Here is a 17,558-nt window from a genome sequence, read left to right on the forward strand (position 1 = left end):
ATGCTGATCCGCGCATCCTGCCCGATCGGGCGTCCGATGCCCGTGTGAAATTCCGCTTTATTATTGACGTGTTGATACTGCTCTGTGTGAAGAAACAGAGAATGCCTTGCTGAAGTCCCGGATGCGTTCCTCACGTCCCACGGCAAGGGCAAACAGTACGCCACCCACAATAGAGAACAGCCCCAGAACGCCCCATGCCAGCGTCATATCACTACCGCCACCCAGATGCTTGAGGTATCCGGCAACAAGGGGGCCGCCAAACTGTCCAATGAAGTTACTGCATGCGCCGACAAAAGCCACCGCAGGGACTGCTTTCTTTGTCGGGAGAATTTCAGTCAGCCTGACGTAAACCAGTGGCACCAGCATCTTCATTGTCAGGCCGACAAACATGAACAATCCTATCTGAGCCCAGTAATATGCCAGCGGCACAAAAGCGGCAGCCAGTAATGCCACACCACAGAGGACGGTGGGAATAGCGGCATGCAGTCGTCGCTCCTGGTTGTACTTATCTGAACGCCGGGTGATATACCAGATGCCCAGCATCGTCATCAGGAAAGGCATCCCACTGATGAGACCGACCATAAATTCACTGAGCGTGCCATATCCTTTGAGAGCTGTCGGCAGCCAGAGCGTAAAACCGTAAGCGAGCATGCTATGCAGGGAGTAGCCGATCAGCATCAGCCAGAGGGCCGGTATTTTGAGAATGGTCCACCAGGGATCGGATTTCTCATTCCTGTAGTTTGACTGCTCAGCGGCTAGGTCTTTCTGGATATAATCCCGATCTTCGGCACTCAGCCAGCTAGCGGCCTGAATACTTTTAGGAACCAGATAAAACCAGATGATGCAGAACAGCCAGGCCGGTGCACCTTCAATTACCATCATCAGGCGCCAGTTATGATGTGCAAGGATCCAGCCAGATATCGGACCGGCCAGAAACGCGCCCGCACCCAGGCTAAGATTCCAGATTCCGAATGCCCGCCCCCGCTCAGGCTTCATAAACCACTGGGCCAGGAACATGGCCGTGGCGGCCTGAATTGGACCTTCAGCGATGCCCAGTAAGAAACGGATTGCTACCAGTTCACCGAAGTTACGCGTCAGGCCGGTTAGCATTGCGCAGGCGCCAAACAGAAACAGGCTGATACCGATTATTTTCCGTGATCCAAAACGAAGAGCCAGCCATCCTGCAGTAAATTGCGTGGCGACGTAACCCCAGGCAAATGCGCCGCCAAGCCAGCCGGCTTCAACAGGACTCAGGCCCATTTCAGCTGTTATATGGGGCAGCGCCATGCCTATATTCACCCGATCAAAAAATGAAATGGTATACATGATGAATACGGCAGGTAATATGATTGTCCAGCGTTTATTTCCGATAAGCGCATTACCCTTAAGAGTTTTCTCACTCATAATAACTTCCTCATTTAACACTGTGGCAGGGGGAGGAAATGCTGATTTCAGATCCTTTTAAATATCAGTCAAAATTTTTTATTCATTACCCGAAGAATGTTACGGAGAAATAAGCAGTCTTAGAGCAAAAGGCGCGGATAAACAGGCAAAACTCCAGAATTCATGATTGAATCTTAATTACTGATTTTTATAAGAAAACTTCCAGTTCATATTTAACCCGGCAAGACTATCTGAATGTCGATAATTCAACGGATGACTGATATACCCCCAGGCAGAGTTTATGCTTAAATCAAAGTCAGCTCTTCAACCAGAAATTATTAACAATGCTACCGTTTGCCAGTTCAATAACGCCCTCTCCTCTCAGATTCAGATAAACTTATTCTTGCTGAGGCGTCAGGTTAATTAAGAGATTGATATTTTCCCGCAGCCCCTCAACTTAACGAGGGGCGCAGTGACATTAAACATGCCGTAATGTAAGCGGAAACTTATTCAGCCAGCGCCCGCATTTCTTTAATGAGGTCTGATTTGCCTTCGAAACCAATACCCGGCAGATCCGGCATAATAATATGGCCATCTTCAACTTTTACCGAGTCCGGGAAACCGCCGTAAGGCTGGAACAGATCAGGATAGCTTTCGTTACCACCCAGACCGAGGCCTGCGGCGATATTCAGGGACATCTGATGGCCGCCATGAGGTATGCAGCGTGACGGTGACCAGCCAAACTGCTCCAGCACATCCAGTGTGCGCAGATACTCAACCAGCCCATAGGAGAGCGCGCAGTCAAATTGCAGATAGTCGCGATCCGGACGCATACCGCCATATCGCAGCAGGTTTCGCGCGTCCTGATGAGAAAAGAGGTTTTCGCCCGTTGCCATTGCGCCTGGATAGAACTCCGACAGGGCTGCCTGCAGAGAATAATCGAGCGGATCGCCAACCTCTTCGTACCAAAAGAGCGGATATTCACGCAGCATTTTTGCGTAGGCAATACCGGTTTCCAGATCAAAGCGACCATTAGCATCAACGGCGAGGCGCGCTTCGCTGCCGATTTCTTCCAGTACGGCCTCAATACGGCGGCGGTCTTCGTCCAGAGAGGCACCACCGATTTTCATTTTCACAACGTTATAGCCGCGGTTCAGGTAGCCGCGCATTTCCTGTCGCAGTGCGCCAAGGTCTTTACCCGGATAGTAGTAACCCCCAGCCGCATAGACGAAGACGCGCGGATTAGCCTCAACGCCCTTCATTTCGGCCAGCAGGCGGAACAGCGGCTTGTTTGCAATTTTTGCCGTTGCATCCCAGATGGCCATGTCCAGGGTTCCCACTGCAACTGAACGCTCGCCATGACCGCCAGGCTTTTCGTTACTCATCATCACGGCCCAGACTTTATGCGGATCCAGGTTGTTACCTTTGGCATTCAGCAGGCTTTCAGGATCGGCTTCCAGGATGCGATCGCGGAAGCGTTCCCGGATCAGGCCACCCTGGCCATAACGGCCGTTAGAGTTAAAGCCGTATCCCACTACACGGCGCCCGTCGACTTCAACATCTGTCACAACGGCGACCAGGCTTGTCGTCATCTTGCTGAAATCGATGTACGCGTTACGAATAGGGGAAGCAATGGGTTTGGTAATTTCTACAACATCAAGAATGCGCATGATCTCTCCGGTAGTTCTCAGTCAAAGACTGTTTTACTAAAATACCTACGCAATCAGTTATGTCATGCCATCTGTTTATCGGCATTCATCAGCATAATGAAGTGACGTAGTGTAAGGGACCTGATTGTCCTGTCTGCTATTATCCTAAGCAGTAGAAGGATTCCGTTCTAATGCCAAAGAGGCAGCCTGTAATGCAAAATCGGCATCACCTGGAGTTAACCTGGCTTGAAGACTGTATTGCGCTGGCGCAATCACTCAATTTTTCCCGTGCGGCAGCTTCACGATATGTGACACAGCCTGCATTCAGCCGCAGAATCGTCTCGCTAGAAGAGTGGCTTGGCACGCCAATTTTTGAAAGAAATCGTCGGGGCGTCAGCCTGACCCGCGCCGGAGAGGTTTTCGTCAGGCAGGTGCCGGAACTTATTCGTGCGCTTTATACCCTGAGAAGTGAATCTATCGAGGCCGCAGGAGAAGCCCGACCGGATGTTATTTTTTCCGCCACGCACGCGCTGTCATTTTCTTTTTTTCCGGCACTGATGCGTAACAACGAAAAAATTGCCCGCTTCGGATCTTTTCGACTGTTATCAGACTCATTAAGTGCCTGCGAACGCATGATTGAGAAAGGTGACGCGCAATTTCTGCTTTCTTATTACCATCCTCATATGCACATTCATCTCGATCAGTCGAAATATCTCAGCGTCCGGCTTGGACAGGAAATTTTACAGCCGTATTCACGATGCGATCCGACAACGCGTGAGCCTCTATTCCATGCGTCAGGCGGTAAGAAGTTTCCTTTCCTCTCCTATTCTGCTGAATCCGGCCTGGGCCGCATCCTGTCTAATACCTCACAGGTTAACCGGGCCAGACGCGGAATGGATATTGCCTTCACGGCCGATCTTGCTGCCACCTTACTCGCCATGGTCAAAGCCGGAGACGGCATCGCATGGCTGCCGGAAACACTGGCAGCGCCGGATGTTGATGCTGGCTCGATTGCCGTAGCAGCTAATAAGGAAAGCGCACTCTGGTTACCCATAGAGATCCGGCTGTTCAGACCCGCAGCGAGGATGTCCCGGGCTGTTGAAGCGTTGTGGGAAATTTTCTTAGATGGCCAAATCTGAGCGGAAAACCATTTTGCGCCGATCGCGACAACAGCTGAAAGGAATAAAGTGAGAACACATCAGAACCGCAAACTGACAATATATGCACGCCAGCTTTCCGTTTTTAATTAAAGCGGTCCTGAACTCGCGCGCATGTCCGTTTTGTCAGATGCGGTCATTTACTTTCATGTGAACAACAGGAGAAATTAACGTAACTTCTGTACCAGAAATTATCCTGCATTCTCAGCAGAGAAGCTTTGGTAATCTTCAGGCGTAATCAGCTTATAAGGCACCCAGTTAAGCGTCTCAACTTTCTTCTTATACAGCAGCGCTTTGGTCACCCGGACCGTACATCTGGCCTCTGGCATCCTCAAAATTAGTCAGCGTCGCCTGTTAACTCACAGCAAAATATTTCTCCCTGCTATTATTACATTTTTTAGTTAAAACCTACTGTCGGAGCTGCGTGGTGTAATTAGCGGGCACCCAGCGATAAGCGTTACCTTCATGCTGAACATGGCCCAAGCCAGGGAAGGCGATATGCGCCGCAGCCACCCAGTAGCCATTATCTGCAGCCTGTTTCAGTACCCTTTCACGTGTAGTGATAGCCTGCTTCTGATTGACATCAAAATGGATGGCCACTTCAGGATCGGGCATTTGCACCGCTTTGGCATGGATAATATCTCCCCACAACACCAGGGTCTGGCCTTCACTCTCTACGCGATAAAGTACGCTACCCGGCGTGTGGCCGGCTGTCGACTCTGCACGGATTCCCCCCGGTAATGTGGCTGGTGCCATAAAAGTTTTAAGCAGGCCAGCATTGATGACCGGGCGAAGAGTCCGTTCAGATTCTGCAAAGGTATGGGCCTGACTAGTCTCTACCCTGCTGACGTTAGCCGGATTAAGCCAGAAATCGACATCCCGTTTATCCACGAACACTTCGGCCTTTGGAAAAGCAGGCTTGCCCGCGCGTGATACACCGCCTGAATGATCGGCATGAATATGGGTTAAGAGTACGGCATCGATCGACTCTGCCGGATAGCCAGCGGCGGCCAGATTAGTCAGCAGATGTCCGCCATTGTGTCCAAAAAGCTCACCGGCCCCGGTGTCGATTAAAATGCGCTTTTTACCATCATCGATAACGAAGGCATTGATTGATGTTTCGGCCTGCGGCGTCATCGAATCTCTGGCCATTGCATGGTTTAGTTTTTCAGGCGAAATGTTAGTCAGTAATTTATTCAGGGGAACGGTTACCGTGCCGTCGGAAACCGCGGTAATGCGTAATTTCCCCAATGTCATCCGGTAATAACCCGGAGCTTGCTGATCCCCCGCAGAGGTCTGTTCGGCAGCATAGACCGGACTGAACGCGATAAGAGAAGCCACCAGCATCAGTAAAATTTTCATAAATATCTCTCCAGAAAGTTTCATCACAACGTGGTGGGCAGTATCCTTACTCAACCTGTATCACTCAAATTGATTAAACTGATGCTCACTATCAGAGAAAATGATTTTCATCGAATCGACCTGAATTTACTGACGGTGCTGTTAGTTCTGAAGCGGGAAGGCAGCGTGTCGCGTGCGGCAGAAAAGCTGCATCTGGGTCAGCCAGCAGTCAGTAATGCACTGGCCCGGTTGCGGGTAATGTTCAGCGATCCACTGTTTGTGCGCACGGCGAAAGGCATGGAGCCTACCCCGCGTGCTGAAGCGCTGATCGCTGAGCTGGGCCCGTTAATGGCACAGATGCAGAGCGTATTGTTTCAGCCAGCATCCTTCACGCCTTCTGAGGCGACACATGTTTTTCGGCTGGGGATGAGCGACTGGGTTGAACGCTGGCTGATGCCGGGACTGTATGCGCACATCACGCGCACCGCTCCCGGCGTGACGCTTCAGGTTACGGCCAGCGATCCCTTCCGGGATGCGGAGCTTGTCGCGCGCGGAGAGATCGATCTTGCCATTTCGGTTGGCGAGAGCACGCCCGCCACGCTCCAGCGCGAGAAGATTGTGTCACACAACTTTTGTACGTTGTGGCACCCGGAACAGCTTTCGTTACGTGCACCGCTGACGCTGGAGGATTATGTGGCGCATGACCATCTGCTGGTTTCCTATCGCGGGGCGAACTGGAGCGCCATCGATGACCAGCTTGCGGCATCAGGAAAGGCACGTTCGATTAGCTACGTGACGCCGCATTTTTCCTCTCTGCCTCCGCTGCTGGCGCGCGCACCCGCGTTAGCCACCGTTCCCGCCGGGCTGTCGGATGAGTGGGTGACGCATTACGGCTTATGCTGTAGCTCGGTACCCATTGAAACACCGGAAATAGCCCTGTCACTGCTCTGGCATAAACGGTTTGATAACGATTTGTCACTGCGCTGGCTCAGGGAGGAACTGCGTAGCGTGATGACAGAACGAACCTGAATAGCTGCTCTCATGTGAAGCTAAGACCTGTAGTGACACCTTGTTCGATGAGGACCTTAACCTCATGTTATTGAGCGCAAACTCACAGAGCCCATGAATAAGCAGGTAAAATTTTACCTGCCCTGCTCTCTATCCGCGTGATTCTGTTTAACGTCCACACCATCCCTTTTAAATCGCCGTTTTAACCTATAAAACTCAGTACCGCGCCCGGCTACTGCTCAGGTGCGGAAAAAATGCAGGCGACGGCAAGGCTTCCGGAGCAGTTGGCTCAGCGTTCAGCATGCGCAAAAATGACTCAGCCCAGTGATGGCTGTTGTACATATGCAGTCCCTTTATCAGACAGGCATGCAGAGACCGCCGTTCGTGTAACGGCATCTGCAATGCACGATGTACCGCACTGGCCATTGCATCAGGATCATAAGGATTGACGATGATGGCACCCTCCATCTGCTCGGCTGCACCGGCAAACTGCGAGAGGATAAGCACCCCGGGATTTTTCGGGTCCTGTAAGGCGATATACATTTTGGCCATCAGGCTCATGCCTGCCATCAACGGCGTCACCAGCGCAACGCGTGAGGCACGATAGATGCCAGCCTGCTCTTCGCGGCTGTAGCCATGAGTCAGATAGTTCACCGGATACCAGTTCATTGTGCCATGCACGCCATTAAGCTCCCCACACAGTGCTTCCAGAGCGTGACCGAGTTCTGACGCATCATGTGCGTGTCCGGCTGCAGGAGGCGCCAGCTGCAACAGCGTGATATTTTTCTGGTAGCAATCATGTTTTCGCAGCAACACTTCCATAGTGCTGATCCGGTAAGGCAGACCTGAACTCTCATCAAGATGGCCGCCGCTTAGCACGGTATTTTCGGGCAGGCTTTCGCGGCACTGCATTTCCATGTAAGCACAGCTGTTGCTATCACGCAGAGACTGGACATCGTCAAGATCTATTCCGACAGGTAACACACCCACCCTGATAATCCGGCCATGAACACGAAAGCTTTGCGCTTCCAGCCGTTCTATACGGAATTCGCTCTCCAGCCAGACCAGGAAGTTATTCATATCCTGCACGGTCTGAAAGCCAATCAGATCACAACATAACAGAGAGTCAGTGAACCAGCGCCATTCGGGTATGGTTTCAAACATTCTGCCAGCCGGGAAAGGTTGATGCAGAAAAATACCCACTAAGTTGGTCAATCCTTCTTCACGGATATAGGTGGCACAGCCTAGCAGATGGTAATCCTGAATCCAGATAACATCGTCGGGTGCGGCGTTTTCGCAGATGGCGCGCGCATAGGCTTTATTGATGTTTTTATATTCCTGATAGCCGCTGGCGGAAAAACGAGCCATGTCCGGACGCTGATGAAAAACAGGCCAGAGCCCTTTATGAATATAATTGTGGTACCCCTCATTAAGCTCGCCAGGCGTATACGGGAAGGTCACGGTTTCATACTGACCCATCTGCTGCACGGCGTAGGGTCTTGGCGCATCCGGAGGCATCACCCTGCTTTCACCATCCCAGCTAATCCAGACGCCTCCCTGACGGGAAAGGATGCCGTCATAAATTGCAGTAAGCGTCGAACGTTGACATTGATTATGCGAAACAAGAATAAGGCCTGACATGCTGTATTCCTTAAGAACCCGCTGCGGAGAGGCACCAGTGCCTGGCAGCGAGCCGCTATTAATAGGAGGTCGGAGAATAAACTGGAGAAAACCACTCATGAATGTGCACCCTGTCCACTTAATGCCTGCAGACGCTTTTTGCAAAATCGGGTTGTGACCGCCATCGTGTAACGTTGTCACGTAAATGCCCGGTGCCGTTAATTAAACCGAACGGCCTGTAAAAAAGGCGTAAAAAGAGTCTGATGAAGTGTAAAAACGCTGCAAATCACGCGCCCGATATAGCATTAGCGGGCAGCGATGGCGCAAAAAGTCAGTGAGTTGAAGACAGTGAATATACGCGGGTATAAATAAGGCGGGTTGGCCCGGTTCCGCTCACCCTCAAAGCTGGTTTGATAAATGCGTGGCCGGGCCGTTTTATTTCGGAAACAGAGAACTTAAAAATCTCTTTGTTAATTCAGAGCTGAGCGATCATTGTCTGGAATGATACGCCGTTAAAAAATTTGACCTCCCCGACTTTTTTAAATCCCCTTTTCTCATAAAAAGGGACGGCAAGGAGTGAAGACCGTACGCTGATTTCTGAACGCAGTTCGGGAATCGCCCGCTGCCAGAGTACCCTCGCTACCCCTTTTCGCTGAAATTTCGGATGTACAAAAAGGTATTTAACTAAATTGCCTTCGAAAAGGGTGAGTACGCCTGTCACCTCACCTCTTTCCACGGCAATCAGCCAGAGATAGTCATCTGAAACAATCAACGGCTGAAGCACATCGGGCTTTGTGCTGTCGATGAACCATTGCGGACAGGGCTCTGTCTCTGAAAAATTACATTGCACAGACACAAGCTGTATCAGCTCACTGATGCCTGCCGCATCAGACTCCAACGCCGTTCTGATTTCCATTCTTTTGTCATTCCCCCTGATTAGGTTAAGGCAAGGGCATGGAGGCCTGCCATTCGAAAAGCCATCCACTCCCCTTTTCCGCTGAATCCCGGCCCGAGAACCCGCGTCCTGAAGATTAAAGCAACGTGACTTTGCCCTGGAAAATCACCGGACCGGACGGCCCGCTGAGCCTGGAACCTCCCACCGGCTCCAGACTTACCGCCAGTACCGTCTGATTATCTAACTCGCCAGGCGGTAACCGGAAAACATTACTGTCGCGGTGATTGATCAGCCCCAGAGATTGTGGCGCAGCACTGCCCCTGATCAGCCAGAGCTGCAGGTTTTTATTCTCTGGCAGCGTGATGTTCAGCGCCGAAACCTGAAGGAGTGAAGCTGACTTATCCAGATTCACCACAAACTGTGCATCGGGCTGTGCGCCGCTGAGTACCGCAATCGGCTGCAGGGATTGTGGGGCATCAGGCTTGCTTAAATGGGTGAAAATGAGGATGCCAGCCATTGCCGCCGCCAGGCCCCAGCCGAGCCAGAAGCCAGGATGCCTGCGGATTGATGTCGTGCCAGAGACGCCTGCATTCCGGCCAAGATCCTGCTCAATCTGCTGCCAGACCGCAGAAGACGGGATAACGGCGTGTGTGAGCAGGTCAATGCCGCTGAACGCTTTCTGCCAGTGCAGCACCTCTGCAGCAAATAATGAATCGTCATTGAGGCGTTTATCCAGCCGATGACGTGTCACATCGTCGGTAAGGCCAAGCACATATTCGGCCGCAGTGAGATCATGTTGTTCCTGACCAGTCATAAGCCTATGCACTCCCGAAGATGGGTTAACGCGCGACGGATCCAGCTTTTCACCGTCCCTTCAGGCTGACTCATAGAGAGCGCAATCTCACTCTGTGACAGGCCACGATAATAGGCGAGCGAAATGCTTTGTCGCTGCTCAGAGGGTAAGTGCGCCATGCAGTGCTGAAGGCGACGCGCCTCCGCATGACTCGCATCGGCAGGAAGTGGCGTCTGGAAACCCGCTTCCGCTTCGCTGATCTCATCCACGGAACAGCTTCTGTTTTCATGTTTACGTAGGAAATCAATCGCCCGATTTCTGGCGATGTGACTGAGCCAGATATGCGGCTCACTGCGCTTATCGTCGTAATAGTTAGCCGACTGCCAGATTTGAATAAACGTATCGTGCAGGATCTCTTCTGCCCAGTCCCGGCGTCTCACCATCCGCAGGATGATCCCATAGAGTCGGGGCGACAGAACGCGGTAAAGCTGCTCAAGAGCAGCTTTATCACCGACGGCTATCTGGTTCATTAAACCGGCCTGAATATGGGGCACATTTTTTGTCATCGGCTTCCCTGTGAAAGGTGTAGCCACGCGATAAGTGGCTACACACAGTATAGGTAACGCTTTACGGCATCAGCACGGTATCAATAACGTCAATCACACCGTTACTCTGATTCACATCATACGTGGTGATACTGGCAATATTGCCCTGAGCATCCTTAAGCTGAATATTGTGCGGGCCATTTGCCATCACCCACAGTGATTCGCCATTCACCGTTTTCAGCTCGGCTTTACCGCCACCCGCTTTGATTTTTTTCTCCAGCGCTTTCATGTCCAGTTTTCCTGCAACCACGTGATAGGTCAGGATGCTGGTGAGTTTTTGTTTATTTTCTGGCTTAAGCAGGGAGTCGACGGTGCCCTTAGGCAGTTTTTCAAATGCGGCATTGGTGGGCGCGAAAACGGTAAACGGCCCCTTCCCTTCAAGTGTCGGGACCAGACCGGCGGCTTTAACAGCCGCCACTAGCGTGGTGTGGTCTTTCGAGTTAACAGCATTCTCAACAATATTTTTCGATGGGTACATGGCGGCACCGCCGACCATCACCGTGTCGCTGTCCATGCTCGCCGCATAAGTGGCGCCGCTGAAGACTAATGCAGAAAAAATCAGAGTTGGCAGGAATGGTTTCATTTTCACTTCCCTCATTGAGTTAACGGACAGGGCGAGAGCGCCCTTATCTGTTAATACGAATGAGCAGCGAAAACGGATGCAAAAAAAATTTAAATTTTTTTAATCTGAGGGGGTTCAGGCTGAGGCGATATGCAATAAGCCCACCAGAGGTGGGCTTATCATAACGAGTCCATACTGCGTCAACGTCTGCTTTTCACGCACAGCAGACAGACATCATTACTGGCAAGAAATAGCTCCCGGTCATACATTTCAGTAATGTAAAAACCTATGACCCGGACAGCTCAGATGCTCTCCACCCACGTCTTTCGCCGTGAGTTATGCGCATGAACTTAAATGCGAAAAGCATTCACTGCTTCACGTAAAGCGTGTGCCTGGGCTGAAAGCGACTGTGATGCCGAAGAGGACTCCTCAACCAGCGCGGCGTTATTCTGCGTGACGCCATCCATCTCGTTCACTGCGATGCTGACCTGTGAAATGCCCTGCATCTGTTCAGCTGAGGCGAGTGAGATGTTATCCATCGCGACGGCGAGTTTTCCAACCATCGCATTGATATCAAGAATGCTCTTGCCGGTCCCGGTTGCCACGACAACACCACTTTCAACCTGTGCCACAGCCTCTTCTATCAGATGTTTAATATCTCTGGCTGCCGTTGCACTGCGCTGAGCCAGCGTCCTGACTTCACCCGCGACGACGGCGAAACCTCGACCCTGTTCGCCCGCTCGCGCGGCTTCGACTGCCGCGTTAAGCGCCAGAATGTTGGTCTGAAATGCAATTCCTTCGATAACGGACGTGATATCCCGGACTTTCACCGCGCTTTTTGAAATATCATTCATCGTCTCTGACATGCGCTGCATATCGTGTTCACCCGAACGCGCCAGCGCAGCGGTTTCACGGGCTGAATCCGCGGTCTGCTGTGCGCCCGCTGCATTACTTTTTACCGTGACCGTAAGCTGCTCAATACTGGCGGCGGTTTCCTGCAAAGCGGCGGCCTGCTGCTCTGTACGGGAAGAGAGTTCAGTATTGCCCTGGGAAATTTCATCAGCTGCCATGGCGACCGAAGCGGAAGAATCTTTAATCTGCGAGACCAGGTCACGCAGATTGCTCTGCATGCTATCCAGAGAAGCCATCATGCTGACGGTATCCCCCTGACGCAGGGTCACTTTTGTCGTCAGATCGCCCGCCGCAATCGCAGCGGCCAGGCCCTGCGCATGCGAAGGTTCTCCACCCAGCTGAGTCTTGATCCAGCGGGTGATCAGCCCACTCATCACAAATCCCATCACAACAAACAGGGTGGTCAGGCCTGCCAGCGTCATATAAACACCGGAGAGCGCCTGCGTGGACGTTTCGGCCGTTTTACTCGTTACCCTCGCCTGATAATCAACCATCCCATCCACTGCATTGCGGTAGTGCGAAAACGCAGGGATCAGTTCACCACGGAGTTTTTCCGGGAACGGAGTGGCGTTCTGCTTAAACAGGTTTTGCTCTGCCTGATGAAGCGGACCCGCTGCCACTTCAATTTTATTTAATTGCGTGGAAGCCTCTTCTACTTCAGCAAGATTGATCCCCGGAATGCTTTTGGCACCGTTGATCAGTTCCCGGAAATGCGCAGTGGTATTATCACTGTTGGTCTGCAACGCAGAGAACTGGGTTTTTATAGTGGCCTCTGCCTGAGGCTGAGTGTCTGAAGCCACGGACAGTAAAAGGACAGTTTGCTGAGTTAAATTATCTTTTAGCGTCTGCAAGGCCTGGAGATCGCCCAGCCGCGCGCGCGTCAATTCCTGCTGATCGCTGGCCGTATTGAGTTTAAACCCGGCAAATCCTGTCACAAAAACGCCCGTTAAAATGACTGTGAGGAATGCTGCAGTGAGCATGACGCTTAATTTTATTTTTTTGTTCCGATACATAGGAGACCCCGATGTTTGAATTAATAGGTTATCACCGACGTTCCGCTTCTATGGCTCGCTGGTACTGGATCTGTTATCGGCAGCGGGGAAAGAAATTACAGTAATGAAAGGGGTAAGAAGTGATGATTCCGTAGAACCATTTCTTACAAGCATCAGACTCTTTAACCCGGCCTGAGCGCTGTTGATTACTCAGATAGTTATTCTCAACTTCGGTTCTTCCCGTGACGGGTTCGCTTCTGATTTTTCCGGGGCAGGGACAGGTAATATATTCGTCATCCGCTCATCTTCTCTCCAGGGTCCTCTGCAATCCTCACATCCTCTCCGGCTTCTTATCTACACTCATCAGTTATCCTTAGCCATTAATGTGGATACGATAAATGCGTAAAAAAACCGCTCACATCTTTTATTCCTGTTTTTCAATAGCAGATCATCACCAGATAAAGAAAAACTAAAGTTAATCTTCTACCTGCCGATAAAACCCTGAGCTTTTTAATTCTCATTTCAATTCTAAAAATTCATTAGCCGTACAGATTATTTTATCAAGGAACAGATGTGAATTTACCCTTTCTCAGGAAAGCTGCTTGCATAGCAGTGGCTGTTTCACTTACGTCAAGTTGCTCAACAATGCACGATTTTGCCCGTGACTATGGCACCGCTGCTGGCTGTATTGGTGGTGCGGCCTTAGGCGGTGGCATTACTTATCTTGTCACTCATGACGCTAAAAAAGCATTAGTGGGAGGATTAGCTGGCGGCATGGCGGGCTGCGTGGTCGGCAATGTCTGGCAGAACCGTGAACAAGCGCTGGCGAAAGTCGCGCAGGAAGAGCAGATACGGATTTCAACGCAGGCGCTTAACGCACAGGAAAAAAGTCAGGCGGCGCAGGTGGGCATTGTCGCTCAGGTTGAAGACAGTACGATGTTCAGCACGGGCAGCGCGGAATTGACCGATAGCGGCTTCCGCCAGGTACAAAAGATTGCAGCGGCGATGAACAGCGGCCAGCAGAATGATGCGGGCGTACTGCTGGTTGTCGGTCACACCGATGCCACAGGCAGCGCGGAATACAATCAACAGCTGTCAGAAGCACGAGCGCATAATGTAGGGTTGGTCCTGAAGCAGAGCGGCATTAAAGCCAGCCAGCTCTACTTTCAGGGTGTCGGTTCTGCCCGTCCGCTTGCAGACAATGACTCCGTTGGTGGCCGTGCCCAGAATCGTCGCGTAGAGATCGTTGCTTTAGCAAACGAAGCGTTACTGCGTCAGCGTCTGGCGCAGGAAAATAATAATCCGCTCTATTTACGCCACAGTTCCGCTGCTGACAGCAGTCTGGCTAAAGCATCATCATCACGAACTGACGCGAGTAAAAAAGCATCTTCTGGTCGCCTGAAAAGTCGCCCAGCGCCGTCAATAACGGAATCTGCCAGCGCGCATCCCCGAAAACCCACTAAACCGCTGTCATCAGTGGAGAGTAATCCATCAAACTTTATCGATTTTGGTGGCAAACCCGCGTCACTCAATACACTGGGCCTCGCCAGCAATCTTAAACCTGTGTCACAAGGCTTTAGCCTGATTAATCAGGCGCAGGCCAGCAGTGTCACAGGCAGTTGTATGAGTGATCTGCCACGCGTTAGTGGGATGGCGAAAAACCTGGCCAGCGGAAAACCGATTGAAAGTCATGACACAAGTGATTATCTGCCTGGTATGAATGGCCGGGCGTGGGCGGGCCTTGTTAATGGCAATCTGGTCACGCTGACGCCGGTTTATGTTCTGAAGAATGGCGCTGAAATCACCCGCAACCCACAGGTGATCATTACCCCCAACTATGCGCAAGGCAATCGCACGTCCGTTAAAGCAATGGCGGGGATTGCCAATAGCTGGGAGGGCGAAGAGAGCATTCTTTACCGGATATACATTGAGAACGCGGCCGATGAGCCTCTCTCCTGCGTGGATCTGCTGTTGCCTAAAAGTGGATCTAAAGCGCAACAAGGCCAACTGTTTTACACCCATCACCGTCAGCCATGGCTGGCCGAATATGCTCCTCAGCGCGGATAACGGATAATATCAATGGAAATTTTCAATAGTTTGATGCAGGCCATCGCGACCTATCGCTACATCTTCTGGCCACTGTTTGGTTTGCTGGCACTGACGCTTGCAGTCATAAAATGGTGGGATGAAGTGCGTTATTTCTTCCTCAACTTTTTTTGTTCATTACCGCTGATAGGACATGTCGCGCGTCTTTCTCACAGCCATGAAGCCCGACGTAAAAGCACAGGGGGATTAATATGGCATCCGGCCGAAGAAGCACTGTGTGGGAAATATTATCAACATCACAGTACCTCAAACCGGGATGCCGATTTTTATAAGCGCTGTGTAAATTATCTGAACAAAGTGGATGAACGCGGGCGCAAGCCGACCAGTGTGGTGCTATGGCTTTGCAGCATTGCCTTAGTAATTCTGGAAGCATTCATTTTCGCGTTAGTCCTCTCCCCGTTTATTGCCAACAATATTTCGGCGAACCAGGCTGAACTTTCTGCAATCGTGGTCTCAGTGCTAATTGGTGTAATCCTGGTTCCTGCAACGCATTTAATGGGGACCCAACTGCATAAAAATACGCTGCTAAGTAAAATTCGTTACTGGCATAAAGAGGCCAGACTCGAAGGTAATGCACAGGCGTTGGTGAAAAACACGGAAGTTTCGCTGGAAAATAGCCGCATTGATGATGATGCACCCAGCTATCTGCAGATGTTGAATCGCGTGCAGCACGGGATTGGGGCTAAACCCCAGTATGTGCAGACGGTGGTGACACTATTACTGATTATGACCTTCGCGGTGGGAGCCTATTTTATTCGTGCTGCGACCATCAATGCCGCTGAGACGGAAGCGGTAAATGGAACACCATTCAGCCAGAACGCATCTGTTAATGCGTCGTCGCCCTTCGATCTGCCGCAACAGGCTGTAGAAGATAATCAGCAGGCGGATAAGAAGGCAGCCAGCGAAGTCCGTGAAAATCGTGTATTCGCTTCGAAACTGACCTTTATTATTCTGTCGGTGATTTTTATTGGCGTGCAGATTATTGGTATTCTGATTGGTTATTCCCGTTCGCTGGTGGGAATTGAATCGCGACTGGCAGCAAAGTATATCGGTAATTTCAGCAGTTCAGATGAGTTTGCGGCCTGGTACGCTATGCAGCGTGAGCGCGTTGAGCGAGATGCTCAGGATAAGCTCGCCAGCCTGCAGAACCGCATGGCGATGCAGCGTGCCAGCAGCGCCAGTAACGCTCAGAATGATGTACGCACATTTGATGATTACGTGCGGGGTAAGCAGCGTGATAAGGCGTTGGCGGATGATGAACATCAACAGTTTTCCGCCAGCAGGGCCACTGCGACCGACAATGCTCAGCCTCAGCCAGAAACTGTTATGGTTCATGATTTCGTCGCGACAGCGCCAGCAATGGCCGCACTGAAATCTGCGAACGCGCCGACGCTGGCCTCACACCATGCTGACGATAAAGCGCGGGTCGCGGCCCTGGGCGATCTTACGCTGCTGGATGACGAAGAGTTACGCCTGGTCGCGGACGATCTTGAACTGCCGCTCTCTGCTCTGCTGAGCAGGCGCAAGGTGCAGTCGCTTCTCAATAAAGCACGGGGCTAAGCAGTGAAAATCAACAAATGGTGTTTGTTGCTGTTAGTCGGGGCGACCGCCCTGGCTCAGGCTGCCAGCCGTAATGATATTCCCGCCTGTTATGACTTCGCGAAGTTAAGTCACTATCGTCCGGCAGATAGCGGACGCGAACTGGTAATTATTATTGATCAAACGGTAAAAGTACCGCGGGAAATCAAAAATGCCAGCTGGCAACAGATCCTCCGTTTTACCCAGCCGGGCGATCGGGTGGTGCTCTATCAGTTCTCTGCGCTGCTTCAGAATAATTTTATGCAGCGGCTATTCGATGGGCAGCTCGATCCCTTGCTGGCAGATAAAAAGATTCGCGACAGCCTGGGTATGGAGAGCCTGAAGAGCCTTGATCAGTGTCTCGGTCAGCAAAAAGTCTATTTTGGCAAAACCATTGGTGGCCTGATGGCAAAGAGTTTTGCTGAGCAAGGGGACAACATCGCGAAGAGTGAAATTCTGGACAGCCTGAAACGCATCAGTGACGATCTGGCACAGGATAAAGCAGCATCGCGTACGATTTTTCTCATCTCCGACATGCTGGAAAACAGCGCCTTCGACAGTTTCTATCGCAATAATACGATGCGGCTGATCTCCCCTGATAAGGTTTTGCAACTGGTAAAGCAGCAAAACCTGTTGACTGATTTCAGGGGAGCAAAAGTCTTTGTCGCCGGCGCGGGACTCATCGATACGGAGGCAAAGAATAACTATCGATCGGGCAAAATGCTTCAGCAACTGGAAGCGTTCTGGCGGGGTTATTTTGCCGCCTCGAATGCTGAAGTTATAAGCTTCGGTGCACCAGCGCTTAACGTTAATTTGAATTAAAACAACAGGGGCGGTCTCCTGCCCCTACTCATTTTTTCTTGCTGCTCTGTCTGCCATGTTATGGCGCACATGTCAGCTGCGCCTCTGCGCTTACACCTGCTTCGCTCTCTCATCCTTTTAACCCGCCTGAAAATT

General features: G+C 51.3%; 14 protein-coding genes. 5 read left to right on the forward strand and 9 right to left on the reverse strand.

Features of this window, described 5'->3' with window-relative positions:
* Window positions 1–60: 60 nt before the first annotated feature.
* Together LC417_RS12910 and LC417_RS12915 are read right to left on the reverse strand one after the other, a co-directional pair.
* Window positions 61–1,404 carry an MFS transporter gene (locus tag LC417_RS12910; protein ID WP_223565960.1) on the reverse strand — a complete coding sequence of 448 codons (1,344 nt, stop codon included), beginning with the start codon at window positions 1,402–1,404 and terminating at the stop codon, window positions 61–63.
* A gap of 485 nt (window positions 1,405–1,889) precedes the next feature.
* A complete protein-coding gene (locus LC417_RS12915) occupies window positions 1,890–3,053 on the reverse strand; it encodes a mandelate racemase/muconate lactonizing enzyme family protein (protein ID WP_223565961.1) in 1,164 nt (387 codons plus the stop codon).
* Window positions 3,054–3,244: 191 nt separating this feature from the next.
* On the opposite strand from LC417_RS12915, the gene LC417_RS12920 reads away from it, so the two are divergent.
* On the forward strand, window positions 3,245–4,171 hold the full coding sequence (locus LC417_RS12920; RefSeq protein ID WP_223565962.1) for a LysR family transcriptional regulator: 927 nt from the start codon (window positions 3,245–3,247) through the stop codon (window positions 4,169–4,171).
* 426 nt (window positions 4,172–4,597) lie between these two features.
* Here LC417_RS12920 and LC417_RS12925 read toward each other — a convergent pair whose 3' ends face one another.
* Window positions 4,598–5,551, reverse strand: coding sequence for an MBL fold metallo-hydrolase (locus LC417_RS12925; protein WP_223565963.1), 954 nt, complete (start codon window positions 5,549–5,551; stop codon window positions 4,598–4,600).
* Window positions 5,552–5,632: 81 nt separating this feature from the next.
* Here LC417_RS12925 and LC417_RS12930 point away from each other — a divergent pair, with 81 nt between their 5' ends.
* The gene (locus tag LC417_RS12930) at window positions 5,633–6,559 is read left to right on the forward strand and encodes a LysR family transcriptional regulator (RefSeq protein WP_223565964.1); all 927 of its coding nucleotides are present in this window, start codon (window positions 5,633–5,635) and stop codon (window positions 6,557–6,559) included.
* A 195-nt stretch (window positions 6,560–6,754) separates the two neighbouring features.
* Here the strand turns inward: LC417_RS12930 and LC417_RS12935 are convergent, their stop codons facing one another.
* The 6 genes from LC417_RS12935 to LC417_RS12960 all read right to left on the reverse strand — a co-directional run bounded on the left by LC417_RS12935 (window position 6,755) and on the right by LC417_RS12960 (window position 12,938).
* Window positions 6,755–8,179 carry a trehalose-6-phosphate synthase gene (locus tag LC417_RS12935; RefSeq protein ID WP_223565965.1) on the reverse strand — a complete coding sequence of 475 codons (1,425 nt, stop codon included), beginning with the start codon at window positions 8,177–8,179 and terminating at the stop codon, window positions 6,755–6,757.
* Between the two features lie 454 nt (window positions 8,180–8,633).
* A complete protein-coding gene (locus LC417_RS12940) occupies window positions 8,634–9,074 on the reverse strand; it encodes a GNAT family N-acetyltransferase (RefSeq protein ID WP_223565966.1) in 441 nt (146 codons plus the stop codon).
* A gap of 115 nt (window positions 9,075–9,189) precedes the next feature.
* A complete protein-coding gene (locus LC417_RS12945) occupies window positions 9,190–9,867 on the reverse strand; it encodes an anti-sigma factor domain-containing protein (RefSeq protein ID WP_223565967.1) in 678 nt (225 codons plus the stop codon).
* Window positions 9,864–10,412 carry a sigma-70 family RNA polymerase sigma factor gene (locus LC417_RS12950; RefSeq protein WP_033768880.1) on the reverse strand — a complete coding sequence of 183 codons (549 nt, stop codon included), beginning with the start codon at window positions 10,410–10,412 and terminating at the stop codon, window positions 9,864–9,866. Before LC417_RS12950 ends, LC417_RS12945 begins: the two co-directional genes overlap by 4 nt.
* Window positions 10,413–10,473: 61 nt before the next feature.
* Window positions 10,474–11,034, reverse strand: a complete 561-nt coding sequence (locus LC417_RS12955; protein WP_033773464.1) for a fasciclin domain-containing protein — start codon at window positions 11,032–11,034, stop codon at window positions 10,474–10,476.
* A 329-nt stretch (window positions 11,035–11,363) separates the two neighbouring features.
* Window positions 11,364–12,938, reverse strand: a complete 1,575-nt coding sequence (locus tag LC417_RS12960) for a methyl-accepting chemotaxis protein (protein WP_223565968.1) — start codon at window positions 12,936–12,938, stop codon at window positions 11,364–11,366.
* A 624-nt stretch (window positions 12,939–13,562) separates the two neighbouring features.
* Between LC417_RS12960 and LC417_RS12965 the strand changes: the two genes are divergently transcribed.
* Genes LC417_RS12965 through LC417_RS12975 form a run of 3 tightly spaced genes read left to right on the forward strand, consistent with a single transcriptional unit; the run spans window position 13,563 to window position 17,423 of the window.
* Window positions 13,563–14,984: an OmpA family protein gene (locus LC417_RS12965; RefSeq protein WP_222939347.1), complete on the forward strand. Its 1,422-nt coding sequence runs from the start codon at window positions 13,563–13,565 to the stop codon at window positions 14,982–14,984.
* Between the two features lie 12 nt (window positions 14,985–14,996).
* Complete coding sequence (locus LC417_RS12970; protein WP_022624399.1) at window positions 14,997–16,583, forward strand: hypothetical protein; 1,587 nt, start codon at window positions 14,997–14,999, stop codon at window positions 16,581–16,583.
* A 3-nt stretch (window positions 16,584–16,586) separates the two neighbouring features.
* Window positions 16,587–17,423, forward strand: coding sequence for a hypothetical protein (locus LC417_RS12975; protein WP_163658716.1), 837 nt, complete (start codon window positions 16,587–16,589; stop codon window positions 17,421–17,423).
* Window positions 17,424–17,558: the final 135 nt, after the last annotated feature.

Origin of the sequence: Pantoea sp. OVA07A (genome assembly GCF_019969975.1) — a bacterium.
Lineage (GTDB): Bacteria > Pseudomonadota > Gammaproteobacteria > Enterobacterales > Enterobacteriaceae > Pantoea > Pantoea agglomerans.